We start from the raw sequence: 20726 nt of genomic DNA, 5'->3' as shown, positions 1-20726 counted from the left end.
AGTAAATTGCTTTGCCATGGGGGATGGCCCTTGAACTAGTCCTGATTTCATCCAATGGCCAATGACACCAACAAGAGCAGAACTCATAATATTAACAGTAATATCATTATTTGACTTTAGCATTGGGTCGATAACTTTATTAGTATTCAAGATAATATTGACAATTTTTTTAATTTCTGAGATAAATCTTTGATTCACCCCAGGAACCCTATTTTCTCCAGTAATTAATTGGAAACTGGCAGCGTTATCATAAATATACTTAAACATACGAGAAAGGACAAAATCATCTTGGCCGATTAATTTCTTTTCTTCTTTTTTAAATTTACCAAAAATAACCTTTGCAAGTCCCTCCATCATTTCATCAATTATTTCCTCTGTTAATGAACTCTTATTAGGAAAATATGCATATAAGGTAGAACGATTCACATCGGCACAGTTTGCAATATCTGTCATTGAAATCAAATCGAAATCTTTAATGATTAATAGTTCCAAAAAAGCATCTTTTATCAATTTTTTTGTTCGCAAAATCCTGCGATCCATCTTTTTATCTTCTTTTGTTTCATGAAATGTCATTATCGGAAACTGATTTAATTCAAGTTGAAAGAACGTCTTGAAGGGATTTTCTTCCACAAAATATTTTGTTATTTTGCTCATATATTCCGGGCTGTATTTAAAGTCTGTTTGTATCCAATATAAGAAATGACCTATTGTTATGGTTGCATGATAAATAACATAGAATTCTTTGTCAATCTCTGCAGTATTGTCATCGGAAGAGGGTAATTCTTTTTTATTTATGTAATTTGCTAAAGTGTTGGTAATTTGAGATAGAAATCCGGGTATTCTCTTTTCACTAAACATAATTTTAAAAAAGGCTGCATTTTCATATATGTGAGTAAAAATTTTGTAATATTCTGCCAATTTTAATTCTCGTTCATGTATGCTAAGAAATTGGTACAAGACTTGAAGTTTTTCAGAAATCAATTCATCAATCAGATTCTCCTTAGAGTTGTAATGAAGATAAAATGTTGCACGTTGGTAACCTGCCAAATCCGCAATTTCCGATATTGTAATAGTATGAAAGTCCTTTTGGTTCATTAGTCTAAGCAATGCTTCACGGAAAGCAACTTTAGAATTAGGTATTGATTTTATAGTTGAATTTTTTATCATTATTCCTCATCTCACCAATCATTAGGAACTTTTAATATTAATGGTAACAATTACTAGTTTTATTGTCAACGTAAGAGTACAACACAAATATCCGATGTTTCTACAATAAAAAAACATCGGTCCTTTATTCCAAAGATTGATAGATAGAAAATTGATTAAAGTTTATTAAACCAGATCTAGCAATATTCTTTATTTTCCCACAGATTATTACTTTGGCTGCATCCGATCAGTTATAATATCGAAACTTACCGTCCCATCCTTGATTAACTCACTGATTTCTTGTTCTGTATAACCGGATTCCTTTAAAATTTCAAGAGTATGCTCACCAAATTTCGGTGCACTTTGAACATTAGTAGATGATGTTAGGTTTGACTCTGAATCTTTGTATTCCCCGATTAAACCGGGAGGCAGTCCCGGAGAATTCCACACCTTTTTACCCGATTTTAAAGGATATAGGTAGTTTCTAGAAAGCACATGTGGATTTTGGATGGATTCATTAGGGCTATAAATTGGCTCCAAGCAACAGTCTGTTTCCATGCTAAAGTGTACCCATTCATCTCGAGTTTTGCTCAAAAAAATCGTCTGAAGTTCTTTTTTTAGGTAATCTTGTCGTTCTAAGTCCATATGAAGCGGCAAAAGATCAGGGCGGTCAACTAATTTACAAAAAGCCTGCCAAAAAATCGGTTCTATACTGCCTAGAGCCATATACTTCTTATCATTGGTCTGATATACGTTGTAACAAGCTAAATCACCGTTTACGATTCGCTCACCTCTTTGAGCATCGCGGCCTTGCGATGATGCAATGGCTGTTCCCATAGAGTTCAATAGAAGCAAACCATCAAATATAGGGGCATCAATAAACCCGCCCTCTTCCTTATCACGTACTCGGACTAGAGCAGCAAGGATAGACATGGCCGCTGTCAAACTACCCCCAGCCAAATCACCCCACAATACTGATGGTAAAACTGGTTTATTTCCTCCGTCGAGAAGTGTTCCTGCCAGTGCCTGATAGGTTAAATCATGCCCTCCACGAAATCTATTTGAACCTGTTTGGCCAAATCCTGATAAAGAACAGTATATCAATTTTGAATTAATCGCTTTCAATGTTTCATAACAAAGATTTCGACGTTTCATGTAACCTGGACGAAATCCCTCCAGAACTATATCGGACCCTTTAACCAACTTTTTAAAAACCGCCTGCCCTCTGGGATCTTTTAATCGAATAGATATGCTCCTCTTTCCTCGGTTAAGTGCATCAAACTGGAAACTTTCCCCGTCTTCATTTACCTGCTGGATTCGCATTTGATCAATATTGTCCGGGTCCTCTATTTTTATTACTTCTGCGCCCATATCACTAAGAAGCATTGTGCAGAATGGCCCCGGGACTAAACGGGTAAGATCCAAAATTCTAATACCTGTTAACGGCTTTCCCAATCAGTTTTTCCTCCTCTAAAAAAGTTATGGAAATTTTTAGGAATGGTGATAATATTTTTTAGGTGGTAATCTAAAAGATCTATAGTATCTTAAGCTTTATATCTATTAATCAAATCGACAAACGCATTTATAAAGGTTTGTAAGAATTGAACAGTTCCTTCATTGTTTATTTTTCCGTTTTCATCCAATAAAGACGCTACATTTGATAAATAAGCTTCCGGTTGTTGGAGGATAGGCATGTTTAAGACAGTTAGCGATTGACGTAAATGATGGTTCGCCCCAAATCCGCTTATATTACCTTGGGATTGACTAATAATTGCTGCCGGTTTCCCATCCCAAATACTTTGTCCATATGGACGGGAACCTATATCCAATGCATTTTTTAATGCAGCAGGTATCGTGCGGTTGTGTTCAGGCGTAACAAATAATACGGCGTCCATTCCTTTCATTGTGCTGCGATATGTAGAATATTCTGGCGGAGAGCCAATTGTATCATAATCCTGATTATATAATGTTAGATTGCCAATTTCGACAAATTCTATTTCATATCCTTTAGGGAATAAGGTTGCTACATTTTTAGCAATTTGCTTAGTTCTCGATTCTTTACGAAGACTGCCAACAATAATACCAACTTTTCTCACTAAAACCATCCTCTCTTATTAGAATTCGTTCCTAAATCTACCTTATGATGTAGAGAAAAGATACTTCCTATTTTATTTTTATAGATTTAGGATTACTTCTATACTATTTTTTTACACTATTCAACTTATTACAATGTTACTTAATTGCCCAATCCGATGCAATATTCAATGTTTTTCAAATTGTATAGTAAACCTCATATTAGATTATTTTGCAAAAAAAAAATAAAATTAATTGATGAATCGATCGAGTTTGTTGTCTTTCGTGCATTTTTGTTTTTTGGATTTATAGGTCCACTTAATTCAAAAACTATCGATAAACTATATTCCATAAATGATTATATTTTCACCAGTAATTTCCACCTTTATAGTTACGTATTGACCAGGTATAAAACTATAAAGCTTTAACTGATTTCAGTGCTGTTTTCCAGGAATTTTTATCTTCTATTTAATCATAGACATTATTTAACCCTCTTTAAGGATGTTTTTTCTGCTTTAGGGAGATTAAATTAAGGAAATATTTGTATTTAAAACTCTTGTGCCCTTTCGTTTCTGTAAGTTCCAAAGAACACATCACAAATGATAATTTTAAGAAAAATGGAGATGTTCATCTGGCAACCCGATTCCAATTAAGACAACACGTATATTTAGGGTATGGATAATTTGTTTCCACTCCCGTAACATTCTGTTAACCCTAAGGATTTTTTTAGCTTTTCTTCATCAAAGCCCATTGCTTTAATTTGTTCCTTCTCAAATTCTGTCAATTCTAAAACATCATCATAGAACTGATCCACATTTACCTTTTCGTTTGCATCATGAAGAGTAGAAAGCAGTAGCACTAATAAATGGTTAGCGTTCTGAACTCCCCCGCCGAACATACCGGAATGCCAATCGGTATTCGCCGTTTTAAGGGAAACCTCGAGAGCACAAAGACCTCTTAAAGAATACGTAATCGCAGGAACTCCTCGATCCCACATATCAGAATTTCGGTTATGGGAAGGCATTTGCCTTAAAAGTAATGCGTGATAGCAACTCTGAATATATTTTCTAAAGTAAGAGACAATTCTCTATAGATGAATCATGGTATTTTGTTAAAAAAAGTATCTTTGAAACAAAATAACATAAAAGCATTAGAGGTGAGTAAATGAATATTACATTTTTATGGGAACCCATAATTTTACTATTTACCGGCACCCTTTTACTTAGGTTTGCTGGAAAAAAATCAATGGCTAAAATGACTAGTCTTGAGGTAATCGTTATCTTAGCTGTAGGAACTACTATGGGGCACGCCATTAAGGAAAATAAGTTCTGGCAGATCATCATTATATTAACTTTTTTTGTTATATATCTTATTTTTGTTCAATATCTTCAATTCAAGTCTCGTACCATAGAACGATATTTAACAGGTGATGCAACCGTCGTTATACTAAATGGTGAAATAAAGTTAGAAAATTTAAACAAATTAAGAATGTCAAAACAGCAATTAGAAGCGAGACTACGTCAGAAAGGCATTGCTTATATATCTGATGTGAAAACTGCTACTATTGAATCTGATGGTGGATTGGGTTATGAGTTAATGGAACATGCTCAACCTGTAACACGTAAGGAGTTTTTAGAAAGGAATAACGGAGATTCTAAAGGTAATTTGCGAAATAACGAAGAAATTAAACAAGACAATATATTCAATAAAGTTCCACATATCAAATAATGTCAAAAAACCGGGGTCAGTCCCCCGGTGCATTAAAGCTTTAGTTCACTGTAGGACTGACACTAATGTCAATGTCCCAGAACTGGAAGTCGGAGACATCTTTTTGATTCCCTAAATCCTTTTATTCTACAAAAACACCCCAACCGTCAGAATAACCACCATGTGGTTTACTTAAATTATTTAATTTATTCTGTATTTTAATTAATTCATTATAATTTAATAACATTCTTTTAGAACAACAACATGCCCACTCTTCAGTTTCGTCGTCTTGATCTAAGAAACAATTGAATCCTTCATCTTTTAGTACTTGCGATAATACTTCACCTGTTGCTTTATCAGGCACGGCAACAAAAAAGTCCACTGAGTGTTGTTTTTTTAAATCTAATCCATCTTTATATAGACTATGCAAAGCATCTCCATCAGCATCATTTGGGAATTTCATTCGTTTTTCCTCCAATTCTAGTACATTCATTGTTTTCATTATAATTCACTTATTTCTTTTCGACTAACCAAAAATTTTTATTGTTCAAAAAGATATGCGAGGCCAATTCTTTGACGTCGTCCCCAATAAATCATGTAAATAAATCTGGTTTTTCTTTTAATAAGTGATTTAGCAAGTCTGTCATCTTTACTGTGTCACATACTCTAACTGTTGCATCGCCGAATTGCCCTTTGTACATCACTTGATGATTAAGAAATAAATCTTCAACCCGAATGTATTTTTCAGAGGTATGACCGATATGTCTTCTTTGCGGTATGGAAAGTTCCGTTTTATCCGGTAAGATCGTGTAAAGCATTTCGTGATCATGTGTCAATCGACCTGGTATATCAAGCCATTCCTCTACTCCATGAATATATGTACATCTTCGCAAATCGACTCCGATTAACAAGATGGCTGCCTTCTGATCGAGCAATTTCCCCCAACTTGATTCGCGTGCACACGGTGTGTCGAATTGTTCATTTCCCACAATAAATTCATGGGCTCCTTTTCCCAGGGCAGCTACCGAATGCGTTGGGTGCCAGGAGCGAACAACACCCGGGCGTTTTCGAAACAGTTCCGTTAATAAACCGACACAAGAATGTGATTCATTGACATAAAATCGAGGATTCTCCGCATTAATATACGACCATGTATGGGTAGGAAAAACCAAAAGACCATTTTTCATATATTCTGAAAGTGCATCAAGGACAGTTTCCGCCCCACCCTCTACTCGCCCGATACTTTTCATGGATGAATGAACAAGTAAGGTTCCATTTTCGTCGATTCCTAATTCACTAAGATGATTTACTAAATCTTGTTTCTTGTACATCACATTCAACCTTTCATTCTTTAAATACACCAAAAGGATACCATAGTAGAATTATTTGTCTATGTTCCCTTGAGAAATGCAGAATATAGAAAAAGGTTTCTATCGTTTGATTGAAAAGAGAAAGAACGGGTTTCAGGTGTCACAAAACTGTAACAACTTCTTACAAACCACCCTGTCCGTTCGCCCCCTAAATCCCTATATAGAGGGTATAAAGGGTGGTGCATTTTTATGAATTTGAAATCTGGCAGAATTGAAGGCTTTGAAGGATATTCACAGTTTAAGAGTGTAAAGGAGTTTAATACGCATATTGAGATGTGGTTAGCAGTTAAGAAGCAAGAGTTCTCGAAGGGAGAGCTGGTAGGCTTAAAACGGCTGGTTCGTTTTTCTGCAAAGGTCCCTGGGGTTTGTAATGCAAAAATTGGAACTGTGCTTAAGGCGATTAATGATGAGTATCAAGGTAATGGAATCTCCCGCTCTACTTTTAAACGGATGATCATTAAAGCGAAGGATTTAGGGATCCTTACCATCTATGAAACCGAACGGAAAAATGGTTCACAGTCTAGTAACTTGTATAGTTTTAATCGTTTCCCACAAAATGAACCACCCAAGGCAAAAAAATTGGACCAGCCTAAAGAAACTACTAATCTTTTAAAAACTAATAATCAAAAGAATACTAAACGTAATGAAACGCCGATTGAACTCGATCACACTTTTGTTAGCGATAAAGTTCCTCAAGCTTTTGTTCAATCCATAAAATACTTCTTTTCTGATGCGAAAACGATTGAAGAATACTGGCATATGGTCCAAATCGCTGCTTTTCGATTTGAATATGATCAAACTACAGATGACATTCTCAGTATCGCTATTCAGTCCTTTAAGCAGCTGATCCGAAAACTAAAATCTGCTAAATCCGTGGTAAAACCAATTGCCTTCTTTTATGGAACTGTAACCAACAAATTAAAAGACCTTTTTCTCAATCTATTACCGGAGGTTGAATGTAAGCCGTTACGCAATGTGGTCGGAACAGGCGAAGTCATGTACTATGATTGGCTGCACAGTGTTTTATAATCTCCGGGAGTAAGCTTTTTAGGCTGCCTATTTTATGAATATTTATTACTAAACGGTTTGTCCAATACGTAAGCAGTATCAGCAACTATTATTAGTAGGCGATACCTACACGAACTTTTAGATTATCGCTACTTTTTATTTGGCTAAATGTAAATTCTGCAGTATCTGACACTGAAATTTTATTACCACCATCCGGTAAAAATTTGTGTTCTATACGATATTTACCTATCCTTTCTCCATCTGGCAAATAGGTAGGACAGACAATCGTCCATTCGAGATTTGATTGTCTAAGCATATCGTAGACTTTAAAATGTTCCTCCGCTGCACTCACTGACTTGCGCTTCGATTCAATGGACTGATAACGCAATACATTTGGGGTAACTCTACTTTGTAGAATCCCAGCGGTTCCTACAGTGATAATTCTTTGTATACCTTTATTTTCCATTGCTTCAATAATATACGACATACTTTCTGATAAAGTGGTTGTCCCATCCGTATTGAGTGCACTTATAATGAAATCAATCCCATGCATTGCACGTATGATATCATCTTTATTTAAAACATTACCTTGTATAATCGTTAAATTTTCATTAACAATTTGAATCTTCTCTGGAGTGCGAACTAGAACAGTAACATGATGGCTGTCATGAAGGGCATGCGTAACGATTTGACCTCCAACTCGTCCAGTAGCTCCTAAAATTAAAATATTTATTTGAATGAACCCCCATTTTATGAATATAAACATATAAGTTATTATATCGTCTTTTCTTACATAACACCCAGTACATTTCGGGAGGTGATCAGCTTTTGAGGCATTTCTAAGGAAAACGAGTGGCGGAAAACCTGCCCAACCCGACATTTTTGCAAAATGAAGCATCACGTCGGTTTTTCCCATCGATGGTCTTGCTTCTAGTATCTTCACTTCCCCGTTCTGAAAGCCCCCGTAAACTCACCGAGCTTTTTAATTCCTGTTGTTGCACTTCTTTGTGTCATTTGATCTTCCCAAGGTGCCTCATAGATATCTACCAATGCCTGCTGTAAGGAGGTATGATCATCCATTTTTAATTGGTTGATTTTCTCCAATTCAACAATAACCTTCGCAATTTCCCAATCATACATGGCTTTGACATCGTTTTGTTGTTTCTGAGATGCAATCGCTTTGACAAGGCTGTACTCTATATTAGGATATAACCTTATGACAGCTTTAAAAGTCTAAATCGTAATGGTTAATGTCTTCTTGTGTAAAACTGATGATGAAGTTTACGAACTTCCTCCGCTAGATCAGGAACAGGACCATCTACTCTGGTATCACTGATGACATCTTGAATGGGCAGATTCCGAACACGCGATGGAGCAACACCCAATTCAACTAACCATTGTACCAGTTGTTCAGATGAACATGCATAAACGATCCGACCTAAACCAACCCAACCGTGAGCCGCAGCGCACATAGGGCAATGTTCTCCAGAGGTATATACTGTCGCCTTGCTTCTTTCTTCAGGTACCATGTTAGTGGCTGCCCATCGCGCAATAGCGAATTCCGGGTGTTGAGTATGGTCACCGCCTGCCACGAGGTTATGATCTTCAAAAAGCACCTCTCCATCAGCAGAAACCAGTACTGAACCAAACGGCTCGTCACCTTTCTCCAAAGCAATTTTTGCTAATTCAACACAACGTAGCAAATGTTTCAAATCTGTATCACTTATCATATTTGAATCCTCCTCTTCTTCCGAAAAAAGTAAGTTATATAAGAGTCTATAAGTACGGCTATTAAATCTTGATGTCCTTTCACTGCAAAAACGGTCTCACCCCTCGTTCTCTGTCTTACCAATCTATTTACCTAGAAGATAATCATCAAAATAAATGAATGGTTTTACTGATTTATATGTACAATTTTTAAAATTAACGTAATGTATTACATATGTTTTCCTATCTATCATTTCTCTCCAGCATTATACTCAATTAGTTCATCCGTTTTCAACATTTTTCATATAAACCACTTTTGACGGAGCTTCAAAAATGCCAAATCCCTCTACTATAACTTCAAATGGAGAAGGTGCCACACAGAGTTCGACAATTCATCTTTTTGTGAATCAATAATCACTCTATAATTGCATCTGTATCATAACTCGTACAATACTTTTCTCCTTTTTCATACAGCCAATACGTCGTATTTCTGTTTTCGTCAAAGACCCAATTCTCAAAGTCACTTCTCATCCTGTTATCCTTTCTTCCTACCCAAGTTGCACAAGAAATGCCTATTAGCTAATCTAAGCTACTTATCCAACACTTTAACGATGTACATCTTGCGTTCAAAGATAAAAAATTGGGATGATTAGCCTGACTAATTACATGGTTATTCTATTTTTATATACTTTTGTCCTAACCTTTCCCATATCTACCACATACAATGCTAGTACACATTGGTGAAAATTGTTTTCAATTATTCATTTTATAATTTAATATTATAAGGGGGAATTAAATTTTGTCTTTAGCCAAGTTTGTCGATGCTTTGCCTCTGCCTTCGGTAATAAAACCTGTAGGCTTTCGTAATGGTATTCCGTACTTTGAGGTCAGTATGCTGCAAGTTAAACAAAAGTTACACAGAGACTTGCCACCTACAACGGTTTGGGGATATAACGGGACATATCCTGGTCCAACCTTTGAAGCCAGACGGAACCAGCCTATCTTAGTTAAATGGATGAATAAACTGCCTTTTGAGCATCTTTTACCTGTTGATCGAACCATTGAAGGAGCAGAACCAAACCAGCCTTCTGTTCGAACCGTTGTTCATTTACATGGAGGACGTGTTCGTCCTGAAAATGATGGGTTTCCAGACGCGTGGTTTACCCGAGATTTCGAAAATATAGGTCCGAAATTTCTACATGAAGTTTACTACTACCCTAACTGTCAACGCCCAGCCCCTCTTTGGTACCATGACCACGCTCTTGGGATTACACGACTAAATGTATATGCCGGCCTTGCGGGGTTGTATTTTATACGTGATTCCCATGAGGAGAGCTTAAACCTTCCGAGTGGTAAGTTTGAAATTCCTTTGGTCATTCAAGACCGTTCATTTTTCCCGAACGGTGAGTTATTCTATCCGTCTCAGCCTGATCCAGTACCCCCTCCCACACCTGAAGTTCCATTTTTCCCAAATCCTTCTATAGTACCCGAATTTTTCGGAGATACCATATTGGTGAATGGCAAAGTCTGGCCATATCTTGAAGTCGAGCCCCGAAAATACCGTTTTCGAATTTATAATGGATCTAATGCAAGGTTCTATACAATCCGTTTAAGTTCTGATCAAGAATTTGTTCAGATTGGATCTGAAGGTGGTTTATTCGAACATCCTGTTCTAACTAATGAGATTATTCTTGCACCCGCGGAACGAGCTGATGTCATTGTTGATTTTTCAAAACATAAAGGAGAACGAATTATTCTTACCAATAGTGCAAATGCTCCTTTCCCAGATGGCACTCCTCCTACACCTGATTTGGCACAAATAATGGAGTTTCGCGTAAAAACCCATCTATCTCATTCAGATCATAGTGTTATTCCAAACAACCTAAGCTGCTTTGAACGTTTAGACCCTGGGCTTGCTGTCACCACACGTAAAAACACCTTGAATGAAGATACGGATCGTTTTGGACGTCTTCTGCTCTTATTGAATCATATGGAATTTAGAGATTTGCCGATCACTGAAACTCCAGCTAACGGGACAGTTGAAATTTGGGAACTTTATAATCAAACAATTGATACCCATCCAATTCACTTGCATCTTGTTCAATTCCAAATTCTTGACCGTGCAACTTTCACTGGTAATCCCTTGGATCCTAACAATCCCAACAATCCACTTATTATCGGTACAAGGGTTCCTCCTAAAGACAATGAAAAAGGCTGGAAGGATACCGTACGTGCTAACCCTGGTGAAGTCACTCGAATAATCGCACGCTTTGGACCTTTTACCGGAATCTATCCATGGCATTGCCATATCCTTGAACATGAAGACCACGATATGATGCGACCGTACGAAGTGCTCCAAAACCATGATTTTGACCCATGCATTCCTATTCCAGGCGTGTGTCCGGATGACTCGTTTACACAATGTTGTCATGAAGACCAAGAACATTGTGGATGTAAAGAGGACCATGACCAAGATGAATCAAGTTCAGATCATGGCCATCATCATCACCATGATGAGTCAAGTTCTGATTGAGATCATCATCACCACTTTTAAAAATAAGGGGAATATAAAGATTAGCTAAAATTCAAAAAAGGCTAGTCTTTTTTTCTTGAACTAAACTACATTACATGTACAGTATCAGGACAATATCGTTGTTGTGCTGCACCGAAAATGGCAGCAGGTTTTTCAGCTGCTTTTTGAATCATCGGATCATCGATTGGGGTTAAAAATACATCAAAGGACGACTCAAGCACATGACCATGATAGTTATATTTATGCTTAAATGCAGTGGGTTCATAACTTCCTGGTCTTCTCCTTTTCGTACACACACTTTTCTTTGGGAAGAAAACGGCTTTGGTACCTAATCCGATTTGCAAAAAAACGACAACCTTTGGTTGCCGTCTTTCTACAAATATAACGGAATCCTTTTAATATTGCGCAAAGTAGCGGGTTATGGCTACTGCAAAATCCCCTCGTGTTACATTATTACCTGGTTTAAATTTAGCTGTTACCGTTGGCAGCAGATCATATGGACCTTGTGTTACTTCGAAGTAAGCATTCAAGATATTTAAATCCAAGGCAAGCTGAACATAGCCGCGAAGGTTTGCCGGTACCGAAGCACTATCCGCAATGGCAATCCTAGAATCACCGTATTGAACGGTTAAGGTCTCCTTCATTTTCGTCTCTGCATCTGCCTGCAGACCGAGATTTTGGACAAGGGTATATGCCAAATCAGCCCGTGTTACAGCTTGTTTTGGAGAGAATTTACCAGCCGTAGTCGCAGTCATGACTCCTTTACCTTTGTATGCTGGATCCCTTAGTGCAGCCCCTTTCGCTGCCACCGCTTCAGCGAAATCCAAGTCCTCCCCTTTCACATCTTGGAAAGAAGTGGTGCCTGTCACCGGCAAATACTGTCGCACACCGGCGCCCATCACCACATATTTCGCTAAATCCATACGTGTTAGGCTGTCATTTGGACGGAAGCTTCCGTCCGCATAACCATCTAGTAATCTCTCATTAACTCCAATCTTGATAGCTGATTCGGCAGGATGTCCTGCGATATCCGATAAACCAGTAAAACTGCCGGCTTTCTTTGTAGTTAATTCACCTTGAATTTCTTCGTCAAGCGCAATTCCATTTAATCCTTCAAGCTTCATGGTCCATTTTCCTGCTTTTGGTGCAGTAACCTGAACCGTACGATCGGTGTAAAGCGGGAAGAGCAAATAGATTCCAGAACTATATTCGTTTCCGTCTGGGTCAACCAATACCAGGTTAATCGTGTTCCCCGTCTGACCCAGTAATCCTGTTGCGTTAATCCGGGCCGTTAACTCCGTTACACCCGATTCAACATCAAAGGTTTGGACATTCCCATTCAAATTTAGATTGCTATAATTTAGTGTTATCGGTGTTCTTTTCACATTTAGATTGACATTGGCATTAAATGAACGAGTTGCGTTCACGGTCGTGCCATATGCCCGGTCATTAAACGCCGCATCCACAGCAGCATACGCATTTATATACCCAGCGCCAACTTCCCATGCATCATAGCCAGACATATTTGAAGCCGTTTTTTGTAAAATTTCTTTCACTTCCGTTGGTGATAATCCAGGATTCGCTTCTAGTAACAGTGCCACAATCCCAGCTGCATGCGGGGCAGCCATGGAGGTTCCGCTCATCGTTGTGTAATAAGGAAGATGCGCTGGCTCAATGTTTTCGACATCGTCAGTTGCCCCAAGACTCGAAACAGGTGCTACAACTCTTGTAGAAATAATCCCTTCTCCAGGTGCTGTCACCGTTGGACGATCCTCCCACTTAAAGGTTTCCCCATCGACCACAACGGTTCCACCTTTGCCGCTCACTCCACGGGAAGAGAAATCGGCAAATTTTGCTTGTTTTGTACCTGCAGCAACCGTGATAACCCATGGGGCTTTTTTATAATTACCCGAAATCGAGGATTCCCCCGGTCCTGAATTTCCTGCAGAGAACACTGTCACGATACCGCGGTCATACAGCTTCTTCGTGGCAATATTAATCGGATCAAACGGGTCAAATGCTGTCCCTGAATCGCTAGTTGTCCCCCAAGAATTCGTAATCACGCGAATGTTATATTCCGTTTGGTGTGTGAGCGCATAATCAAATCCACCGATGGTATCAAGAATGGCTACAGCCGCTCCAGAACCATATCCAATAAGATTGGCCCCAGGTGCTACCCCTTCATATTTCCCACTGGACATTTCACCCGTTCCGCCAACAATTCCGGCAACATGAGTGCCATGACCCCCAGTGCTGTCTGTATTTGGAACATTTTCTACGTAGGTGATGGGCAGCAAATCACTAAGTGCATGCAGATTCGTAGAAGCGGTGACATTTTGGACTACATGATTCCCAAATTCTAAATCAGGGTGTGTGCCATCGATGCCACTGTCGTTCACAACAACGCCAATCCCTTTACCTGAAACCGGCAGTCCGCCATTTAACTTACGGAAGGTATCGTCTTTCCGCAGCTGGTCCACTCCCGTTAACTCAGTTCCTGTATCATTTTCGTAGGTTACTTTTTCATTATCATAGATGGATACTACCTCTGAGTTCGAAGCCAAGGCTCTGATTTGGTCGGGCGTAGCAACAATACCGGTGATGGGTAAACTTTGAAAGGACATCCCCTGTTTAATCCCGAGTTTTTCTAGGATTCCTAACTGGGATGCAGATGGTGCTCCGTCACCCTTAAAGGTAACAACCGCTTGGATAGAGGCAACAGATGTTTGCAGGAGTTCTGTTACATCTGGATCAATATGAGCAGCACCTTGAGTGGTCGCATTGGATACAGATGCCATGGAAAAAATGGGTGAGATAGCAAGTATGCACGATAGTAAAAGTGCTTTCGTTTTCAAAATGGGACCCCCTAATAATCGTTATTTTCCTCTTCATCATCTATTAAAAATTGGAAGATAACTATTCTGCAAAAGGGGTATCTTCTGTTGCCTTTGTACCTATTTAAACTAGTACAGAAGTAGTAACCATTCACTATTTTCTTTCTGAAGCCGATATTCCTGCAATTCCCCAATGAGTTTTTGGTAGTTCTGTTACCAATACTCTTACACTTTCCCTTGGTGCATCTAAGGTCCCACTAACAGTGTCTGTGATATTTTCAATTAGCGCCTTTATTTTTTCAGGTGGTCTGCCTTCGATAAGATTAACTTGAATAATCGGCATAGTAATCCCCTTTCTAAAATTGATCAACCAATAGAGTTACATTTATTCTTCTCCAACAGAGAACGTTACCTCACCCAAACCATCAAATTTTCCCGAAACAGAATCTCCGACTTTTAGCATGACAGCACTTGTTATGGCACCAGATAAAATAATTTCCCCTTTTTTAATTCTATCTCCTTTTCTTGCAAGCATATTCGCTAACTCAGCAATGGCATTGGCAGGATGGCCTAAAACAGCTGCCCCTGTCCCATGTTCTTTCATTTGACCATTAATGGATAAAGTTGCCCCTACTAATTCCAAATCAAACTCACTTGGTTTCTTTCGTTCATTCCCAAAAATTACTCTAGATGTAGAGGCGTTATCAGCAATCACGTCCGGTAGTGTAAAGTTAAAGTTTTCATAACGGCTATCAATGATTTCAAGAGCAGGCAATACATACTGTGTTTTCGCCAACACCTGGGCACCTGTAATTCCTGGTCCCTCGATATCTTCCCCAATTAGAAAAGCAATTTCCGCTTCAACTTTTGGATGAATTAATTCTGTGAAAGGTAGTACACCATCATTATTGACCTGCATATAATCGAATACAAAACCGTAAATTGGTTCAGATACGCCCATTTGATCCCATTTTGCCTTGCTTGTTAAACCCATTTTAGGTCCAATAATTTTGTGCCCATCATCTAATTTTTTTTGAACGAGTAACTCCTGTACTTGATAAGCTTCCTCCACGGTTAGATCTGGTTTAAATACCTTTGTTACCTTTACAACTTCACGTTTTTCTACTTCTGCTGCAACTAAGTAATCAGCAATTTTCTTAATGATTTCAACAGCCATCACTTTTTCCTCCTTAACCAGTAAAAAATTGCATCATTCAATAAACCATTCTTTTATAAAGGCAATATTCATTGGCCGATCTTTGCTATACAATTGAAGGATCCACGCCTCTTATAAAAGGTGTGGATCCACTTTCATAACTGTTTACTATTTTTCATTATTTCTTATTTTGATAATAAAGTAGATTTAATTTCTGGAGTTCCCTTCTTAAAGAATGATTCTGGTAATGGAGATCCAAAGAACATGATAGCCTTCTCTACTTCATCCTTCGTCCACGTGACTGGTTTCCAATCTGGATTAAAGATAAGGTATCCAGGATCACCATAAAGTTCCACACGGTTTCCACCTGGTTCATAAACATATAGACTGGTTGTTTGGCTTATTCCATGTTTAAACGGTCCAGCTTCAATTTCTAAACCGTTTTCCGTTAAAATTTCAGCAACCTCATATAAATTTTGTGTGTTTCCATACAAGAATGCAAAATGATGTAGTCTACCTAGTCCCTTTTCAGATGTTCCGTCATCTTCCGTAAACACCAATTCATTAACTGTATTCGTAACCCTTAACCATATACCAAGATCAGTTCCATCATCTTTTACTATGTGTTCACTTAATTTGAAGCCAAGTTCATTCATAAATAAATTTTTATTACCGCTTACATCTTTTGACATTAACATGGCATGGTCTAAACGGCGTACAGGATACCCTTTTGTCGGACGTTTTTGTGGTCGATTTTTTAATACTGTTCTTTCACTTTCCGGTGCCCGATATTCTTCTATCTCCCAAAGGATTTCCATCAAATGATTATCTGGTGTTAAAAATTGATATGCCGGACCATGACCAAAGTCACCATCGATCCATCCTTTACCTGCACCGGATTTTTCAAGATCTCTTACACGTCTGTTCAATGCGTCTTTTGAACTTGCTCTAAAACTCATATGGCCCAAGCCAGGCTCATTTCGCTCTGTTACTTTAAGAGAATGTTGGTAGGAATCTTCAAAAGCCCGAAGATAAACAGATTGCCCCACTCTTGCAGTTTCCGTCATTCCTAAGATTTCTTTAAAAAACCATAAAGTCCCATCAGGATTTGGTGTGTAAATCTCCAAATGAGTTAACTCAGCAACATCAAATTTTTTTAATTCGTTTTCCATTTGTTATCCCCCATTCTAATTTTTTGGTACATGAATTTATCCGAATATGTTAATGTATAGTCTGCACTTTTTGACTCGATGAACTATCGATGGATTGCCCCTTTGTCGGACTGGAAATGGAAAATATCACAATTGCTCCAATTATCCCTGTAAGCGCAAACAATCCGAAATGCCAAAATGTCCCTAGAGACAATGAAACTAACAGACCCACTGCAATCGGACCGACAATGCCACCAAATCGCCCAATACCAAGCGACCAACCGAGCGCCGTGGTACGAATGTTAGCAGGATAGTAAACTCCTACGTAAGCATTAATAAGATATTGTGTTCCAATTGAGCCCGCCCCAGCTGCAGCAATAAGAAGATAGGTTAATAACATAGAAGGAAAATTAAAACTCAATAATAGGAATGCTGTAAAAGCAACTAAAAAAGAGACTGTACATGAAAATTTATGACCCCACCGATCCGCAGCAGCAGCTGTCAGAAAACTACCAACGACCGTCCCTAAATTTAGGACAAGTAAAAATGATAGAGCAGATCCTATTGAATATCCACTTTGCATCATGATTGTTGGCAACCATGTTCCCAAACCGAAAACCAAAAAGAGTCCGCAAAATGATGCAAGCCAGAAAAGGATAGTGGATTTACGGTTTGATTTAGATAACAATGAAGTAATAGAATTATATTCTTTCTCTTGTTTTGAATTTTTTTCTTTGTGTTCCTTCTCTAATTCTTCTAAAGGTATTTGAAAACGTTTCGCAATATTTTCCGCCTCTTTTTTTCTACCCTTTGCCATCAGAAAAGCGAGAGATTCAGGAAGAAAGCGAATAGCTAGAGGGACCACTAATAACAATGGAATAGCACCAATCCAAAACATCGCACGCCATCCCATACTAGGAATTAATGACATGCCTAAAAGTGCTGCAAGCACTCCGCCCAATTGGTATCCGCTGTACATGATAATTGTTGTAAAAGATCGCCTTTTCGCTGGTGCATATTCCAGTGTTAGCACAGTAACGACAGGCATAACAGTTCCTAGCCCGATACCAGTGATAAAACGGCTCAATCCGAATAATTCTGGCGTAGGGGCTAAAGCGGAACCCATCATGAAAATAGCACATAAAGCTGCCCCACTTATTAAAACCTTTTTACGTCCAAATCGATCTGCAAGCATTCCTGCCACGATCGCTCCAACTAACATTCCTATAACAACATAACTGCCATAGCGGCCCGCTTGGGTAGGTGTGATATCCCATTGTTTATATTCCAGTAAGGAAGGAACGATGGTCCCATATACCAAAAGATCGTAACCCTCAAAAATCATAAATAACCAGGATAATAAAACAACAAGTTTTGTACCGCCATTAATCGATGGTTTTTTTGTATTTTCAATAATAGCTTCCATTTCCATTCACCCCTTATCTAGGTACTGTTCACTTTACAGTGGTACTAATCCCTCTTCCACCACGAAATATGAAGGTACATTTCATTTGAATTATAAGACACCAACGTCTCTTTTGTTTAGGTGAAAATTAAATCTAAAACTATATAACTACATCTTTTTGAAGTTCATATCCATTAAGCCATTCATGCATATTAAATAGACTCTTATACTGATTAAAAATATCGTCTCCTGGTATACTTGAAATTTCTGAGCTAATGTATGGTGGATCAATAAAGTTCCAAATCGTTCTTGCCATAAACTGAACCGTTGATGCGCGAGGTTTACGCAATCCCTCGTATCGGGCAAAAATTTCTGATAAGTCTGTTCCCTTTGTTAAGTTTTTCAAATTACCTGCTAGCACTTCTGCATCTTCAATTGCCTGCGCTGCTCCTTGCCCTAGGAATGGTAATAATAGATGAGCTGCATCCCCAAGTAAGGTGATCCTATTCTTGCTCCAGCGCTCAAGTGGATCCATGTCGTATAATGGCCAAAGTTTTGTCTCCTGCGCTGCTCCAATCATGGCTTGAATATTTTCATCCCAACCCGTAAATTCCGCAAGAAACTCTTCTACATTTGCATCAATTGGACCATTGTGCTCCCAATGGCTGCGAGGAACGGCACCTACGATATTCAGTAGTTTCCCGCCAGAAACTGGATAACGCATAAAGAAATGCCTTGATCCTAACCATGCAGTTCGATTTGGAACACGCTCAGAAGCCGGAACTTGATCAATCGGGACAAGACTTCTATACATTGCCGCCCAAAAGCGCATTTTCGGTGGAGTATCAACGACCGCATTTCTTACAACCGAACGCCCGCCATCAGCACCAATTAATACGTCAGCTTCTATAATGACACCGTTATCAAATGTGATTTGAACACCATCATCATCCTGTTCCACGTTGACACATCCATGATTAACAGTGATAGCATCTTTGGATACTTTGCTTTTTATTAGGCTGTGCAGTTCACCACGATGGATTACCACATGTGGAGCTCCAAACTCTTTCTTAAATGGTTCACTGTACAGGACTCGACCATCATTCCCATTTCGAAACTCCCATACTTCTTTAAGCGGAACAGCTACCTCCATAAGTTCTTCTTCCGTAATTCCTAATCGTAAAAGTACCCTTATCGCATTAGAATCTAGGTTAATACCCGCTCCAATTTCTTTCAACTCTGGAGCCTTCTCGTATACATGTACATCAATCCCAAAACGCTGCAAAAATGCAGCAGCAGTCAAACCACCTAGTCCAGCTCCTACAATCACTACTTGATGACGTTTATTGTTTCCAGCCATAAATGTATACTTCCTTTCTATGTTTGTTTGGTATTCATAGTTTTTGGTATAACAAAAGTGCTCTCTTTACTTGATAAATTCATAATGGTGAAAACTGTCTTTTCTTTCACCCCCAAATGGTTACGGAACCTTCCGTTAATTTGAAACTTAATTTAAATTTCTTTCTTTTTATTGTTAAACAATGGTTAACTCTGTTCAACAACCGTTTACAATGTGATTATAGTATAAATCAATAATACTTGTCAATATATTTTGAGTTTTCTAATTATTTTCGAAACATAAAACTAATGAGAAAAAAATGTGAATTCTCTGGTAGAATAATAAATAATACTAGGTTGGGAAACGAGGTTTACAACATGGAACAAGAAAAAAAGGGGATTCAATCTATCGAAATTGGTTTTTCCATTCTTAAAGAAGTTTCACGAGCAGATAAACCATTAACTATAACTGAAGTATCAAAACTATGTAATATGCCAAAAGGCCAGCTGTACCGGTACCTTATTAGCTTATGTAAGGTAGGGGCTCTTGAAAAAGACTCTGATTTACGTTATTCATTGGGAAAAGAAATGATAACCATGGGAGTATTTGCCATGCAAAAAACAGATATAACAGCAAAAGCCTTTCCTTATATCAAAAAACTAAATGAGCTATTAAACGAAACAGTCGCTTTGGCTATCTGGGTTGAAGATGAGGGGCCATTAATCGTTGAATGGGAAGAGAGTAAAAAACCAATTAATTTGAATATAAGAGCAGGTACTTTAGTCGAATTAACTAGAACGGCAACTGGTCGTATATTTACAGCATTTTTACCAGAGGAAAAGACAGGAAAAATTATTCAAAAAGAGCTTGAAAAGAATCTAATTGAACAATCTAAATTGGAATCGATCATAGCATTTGTGAAAAGGGAGAAATACGCTTATACTTCCGAATACCTTTCAGGAATTTCAGCTGTTGCGGCACCTGTATTTGATTATAAAAATGAACTAATTGCATCCATATACATTGTTGGGGTCACAGAAGCATTGGATATCTCAAAGGATTCAACAACAGTAAGTGAACTATTAAAAACTGCACGGCAATTATCAGAACAGTTGGGGTATTTTGGATAAATAATGGATGAATTCTCCAAAAAAAACACGCATAAATGTTTGTCATTCACATTTGTGCGTGTTTTTTGTTCATTCAATTCGCTATCTATAAAATTTTGAGAGCTTTGTAGCTGGCTGAGTCTAGTGACAGACCTAAGGGTTCACCAAAATATAGGTAGAAAAATTTG

The 20726-nt window shown here is 38.2% G+C and carries 20 protein-coding genes; 4 read left to right on the top strand and 16 right to left on the bottom strand.

Annotation, left to right across the window (positions count from 1 at the left end):
- The 4 genes from V7124_RS23305 to V7124_RS23290 form a co-directional block, all read right to left on the bottom strand.
- Positions 1-1167 (bottom strand): TetR/AcrR family transcriptional regulator (locus tag V7124_RS23305; RefSeq protein ID WP_335493924.1); only part of this gene is annotated, 1167 nt, incomplete at its 3' end.
- Positions 1168-1374: 207 nt separating this feature from the next.
- Complete coding sequence (locus V7124_RS23300; protein ID WP_335493922.1) at positions 1375-2601, bottom strand: CaiB/BaiF CoA transferase family protein; 1227 nt, start codon at positions 2599-2601, stop codon at positions 1375-1377.
- An 89-nt stretch (positions 2602-2690) separates the two neighbouring features.
- Positions 2691-3242, bottom strand: a complete 552-nt coding sequence (locus tag V7124_RS23295) for an NADPH-dependent FMN reductase (protein ID WP_335493920.1) — start codon at positions 3240-3242, stop codon at positions 2691-2693.
- A gap of 644 nt (positions 3243-3886) precedes the next feature.
- On the bottom strand, positions 3887-4216 hold the full coding sequence (locus V7124_RS23290; RefSeq protein WP_335493918.1) for a peptidase dimerization domain-containing protein: 330 nt from the start codon (positions 4214-4216) through the stop codon (positions 3887-3889).
- Between the two features lie 167 nt (positions 4217-4383).
- Here V7124_RS23290 and V7124_RS23285 point away from each other — a divergent pair, with 167 nt between their 5' ends.
- Positions 4384-4947, top strand: coding sequence for a DUF421 domain-containing protein (locus tag V7124_RS23285; protein ID WP_335493915.1), 564 nt, complete (start codon positions 4384-4386; stop codon positions 4945-4947).
- Between the two features lie 121 nt (positions 4948-5068).
- Here the strand turns inward: V7124_RS23285 and V7124_RS23280 are convergent, their stop codons facing one another.
- Both V7124_RS23280 and V7124_RS23275 read right to left on the bottom strand, forming a co-directional pair.
- Positions 5069-5389: a ribonuclease E inhibitor RraB gene (locus V7124_RS23280; protein ID WP_335493913.1), complete on the bottom strand. Its 321-nt coding sequence runs from the start codon at positions 5387-5389 to the stop codon at positions 5069-5071.
- Between the two features lie 130 nt (positions 5390-5519).
- Positions 5520-6257 carry an AAC(3) family N-acetyltransferase gene (locus tag V7124_RS23275; RefSeq protein WP_335493911.1) on the bottom strand — a complete coding sequence of 246 codons (738 nt, stop codon included), beginning with the start codon at positions 6255-6257 and terminating at the stop codon, positions 5520-5522.
- Between the two features lie 228 nt (positions 6258-6485).
- On the opposite strand from V7124_RS23275, the gene V7124_RS23270 reads away from it, so the two are divergent.
- Positions 6486-7325, top strand: a complete 840-nt coding sequence (locus V7124_RS23270; RefSeq protein WP_335493908.1) for a hypothetical protein — start codon at positions 6486-6488, stop codon at positions 7323-7325.
- A gap of 91 nt (positions 7326-7416) precedes the next feature.
- On the opposite strand, the gene V7124_RS23265 is transcribed toward V7124_RS23270, so the two are convergent.
- The 3 genes from V7124_RS23265 to V7124_RS23255 all read right to left on the bottom strand — a co-directional run bounded on the left by V7124_RS23265 (position 7417) and on the right by V7124_RS23255 (position 9034).
- Positions 7417-8037: an NAD(P)-dependent oxidoreductase gene (locus V7124_RS23265; RefSeq protein WP_335493930.1), complete on the bottom strand. Its 621-nt coding sequence runs from the start codon at positions 8035-8037 to the stop codon at positions 7417-7419.
- Between the two features lie 206 nt (positions 8038-8243).
- Positions 8244-8444: a hypothetical protein gene (locus V7124_RS23260; protein WP_335493905.1), complete on the bottom strand. Its 201-nt coding sequence runs from the start codon at positions 8442-8444 to the stop codon at positions 8244-8246.
- Between the two features lie 107 nt (positions 8445-8551).
- Positions 8552-9034 carry a nucleoside deaminase gene (locus V7124_RS23255; RefSeq protein ID WP_335493903.1) on the bottom strand — a complete coding sequence of 161 codons (483 nt, stop codon included), beginning with the start codon at positions 9032-9034 and terminating at the stop codon, positions 8552-8554.
- Positions 9035-9810: 776 nt separating this feature from the next.
- On the opposite strand from V7124_RS23255, the gene V7124_RS23250 reads away from it, so the two are divergent.
- On the top strand, positions 9811-11544 hold the full coding sequence (locus V7124_RS23250) for a multicopper oxidase family protein (protein ID WP_335493901.1): 1734 nt from the start codon (positions 9811-9813) through the stop codon (positions 11542-11544).
- Positions 11545-11630: 86 nt separating this feature from the next.
- On the opposite strand, the gene V7124_RS23245 is transcribed toward V7124_RS23250, so the two are convergent.
- From V7124_RS23245 to V7124_RS23215, 7 genes are all read right to left on the bottom strand, one after another.
- Positions 11631-11888, bottom strand: a complete 258-nt coding sequence (locus V7124_RS23245) for a hypothetical protein (protein ID WP_335493899.1) — start codon at positions 11886-11888, stop codon at positions 11631-11633.
- Positions 11889-11939: 51 nt separating this feature from the next.
- A complete protein-coding gene (locus V7124_RS23240) occupies positions 11940-14399 on the bottom strand; it encodes a S8 family serine peptidase (RefSeq protein ID WP_335493897.1) in 2460 nt (819 codons plus the stop codon).
- 133 nt (positions 14400-14532) lie between these two features.
- Positions 14533-14721, bottom strand: coding sequence for a 4-oxalocrotonate tautomerase (locus V7124_RS23235; RefSeq protein ID WP_335493895.1), 189 nt, complete (start codon positions 14719-14721; stop codon positions 14533-14535).
- Between the two features lie 42 nt (positions 14722-14763).
- Positions 14764-15555, bottom strand: a complete 792-nt coding sequence (locus tag V7124_RS23230; protein ID WP_335493893.1) for a 2-keto-4-pentenoate hydratase — start codon at positions 15553-15555, stop codon at positions 14764-14766.
- Positions 15556-15719: 164 nt separating this feature from the next.
- A complete protein-coding gene (locus V7124_RS23225) occupies positions 15720-16706 on the bottom strand; it encodes a catechol 2,3-dioxygenase (RefSeq protein ID WP_335493890.1) in 987 nt (328 codons plus the stop codon).
- Between the two features lie 49 nt (positions 16707-16755).
- Entirely contained in the window at positions 16756-18111 is a 1356-nt protein-coding gene (locus tag V7124_RS23220; RefSeq protein WP_335416832.1) for an MFS transporter, read from the bottom strand.
- A 139-nt stretch (positions 18112-18250) separates the two neighbouring features.
- On the bottom strand, positions 18251-19450 hold the full coding sequence (locus V7124_RS23215) for an FAD-dependent monooxygenase (RefSeq protein WP_335493887.1): 1200 nt from the start codon (positions 19448-19450) through the stop codon (positions 18251-18253).
- Positions 19451-19806: 356 nt separating this feature from the next.
- Between V7124_RS23215 and V7124_RS23210 the strand changes: the two genes are divergently transcribed.
- The gene (locus V7124_RS23210; RefSeq protein WP_335493884.1) at positions 19807-20559 is read left to right on the top strand and encodes an IclR family transcriptional regulator; all 753 of its coding nucleotides are present in this window, start codon (positions 19807-19809) and stop codon (positions 20557-20559) included.
- The last annotated feature ends 167 nt before the right edge of the window (positions 20560-20726 follow it).

Origin of the sequence: Neobacillus niacini (genome assembly GCF_036961885.1) — a bacterium.
Classification (GTDB): domain Bacteria; phylum Bacillota; class Bacilli; order Bacillales; family Cytobacillaceae; genus Neobacillus; species Neobacillus niacini_H.
Note: the sequence above shows the minus strand (reverse complement) of the source record. Positions and strands in the feature narration are given on the sequence as shown.